The 1,131-nt window shown below is 41.7% G+C and carries 2 protein-coding genes; both read left to right on the forward strand.

Translation table 11 applies throughout. The annotated features are described in order from the left end of the window. The coding region (locus tag JCM19043_RS17940; protein ID WP_231631592.1) for a hypothetical protein at positions 1-181 on the forward strand (181 nt) is incomplete at its 5' end. Continuing rightward, positions 178-1,131: IS200/IS605 family accessory protein TnpB-related protein (locus JCM19043_RS15685; protein ID WP_156321454.1), on the forward strand; the 954-nt coding region annotated here is incomplete at its 3' end. The genes JCM19043_RS17940 and JCM19043_RS15685, both read left to right, overlap by 4 nt.

A 1,131-nucleotide genomic window follows, 5' to 3' on the forward strand; every position in this document is an offset into this window, starting at 1 on the left:
AGAATTAAAGACAATGTATATACGTAATAAAAAAGAACAAATCAACGCCGTTAAAAGAAAAATAAAAGCGACGAAGGCGCGCTTGACGACCCTTCAAAAGATAAAAGGCTCCTTTGTCAAAGGAACGCCAATGTTTAACAAAACGTCACGTGAACAACAAAAAGGGGCCTTTTTGTTGTGACATATAAGCATTACACGCGCTTATTTTACTGCGCCTACGATTTTGAACATCAATATCTTGATGTTGAGATCAAACACCTAAAGGCCCGTTTGGGTCAGTTGAACTTTAAGAACGATCGATACGAAAAACAATTGATTGGATTGTCAAACAAAGTGGCGGGTGTGTGCTTCGGGAGTAAAAAACTTGCGCGCGGTAGGTTAACACAAACGTCTTATCACGCTCATCTTGAGCGTTGGCAGAAAGATTGGGTAGCGGCGCGTTACGGTAAGATGACCATTTCGGGAAGGAAAGACGCCAAATCAGGTAACTTTGTCTTTCATTATCACCCAGAGACGCATACCCTTACCTTCAAAGCGATCGACCAATGCGTCATTCGTCTCGCTGACGTTGTTTTTCCTTATGGTCAAGATCATGTCAATCACGCCATTCAGACACAAATTAACCTGAAAGATAAGAAAAAGTACGGGAAGCCTATTGGATGGTCGCTTGAGGATCATGGTGATTACTATATCGTTAAATGCTTAATCGATGTGCCGGCTACACCCTATCTAAATACCTCAACATCAACAGGTATGGTTGGTGTTGATTTGAATGTGAATCATATCGCAGTCGCCAATATCAACGCCATAGGTCAATGTGTGGATGCCTTTACCCTCCCGTTTAACTTAGAGGGTAAAACCAGTGGACAGCAGGCGAAAATAATAGAAGCAGAGGTTATTGCCCTGGTTGACTATGCCGTTAAACAGCATAAACCACTCGCCATTGAAAGATTGGATACGACACGGTCCAAAGTGTCGCGTCCCTATGGAAACAAAAAAGCTAATCGACGAATGAGTCAGTTTGCTTATCAAAAGATGATCTTAGCAATCAAGTCAAGAGCTGAAAAAATGGGGATTGCTGTCTACATTGTTAACCCCGCTTATACCAGTCAAATTGGTAAGATGAAATAT

The organism is Halolactibacillus sp. JCM 19043 (genome assembly GCF_001310395.1).
Taxonomy (GTDB): Bacteria; Bacillota; Bacilli; order Bacillales; family Amphibacillaceae; genus Halolactibacillus; species Halolactibacillus miurensis.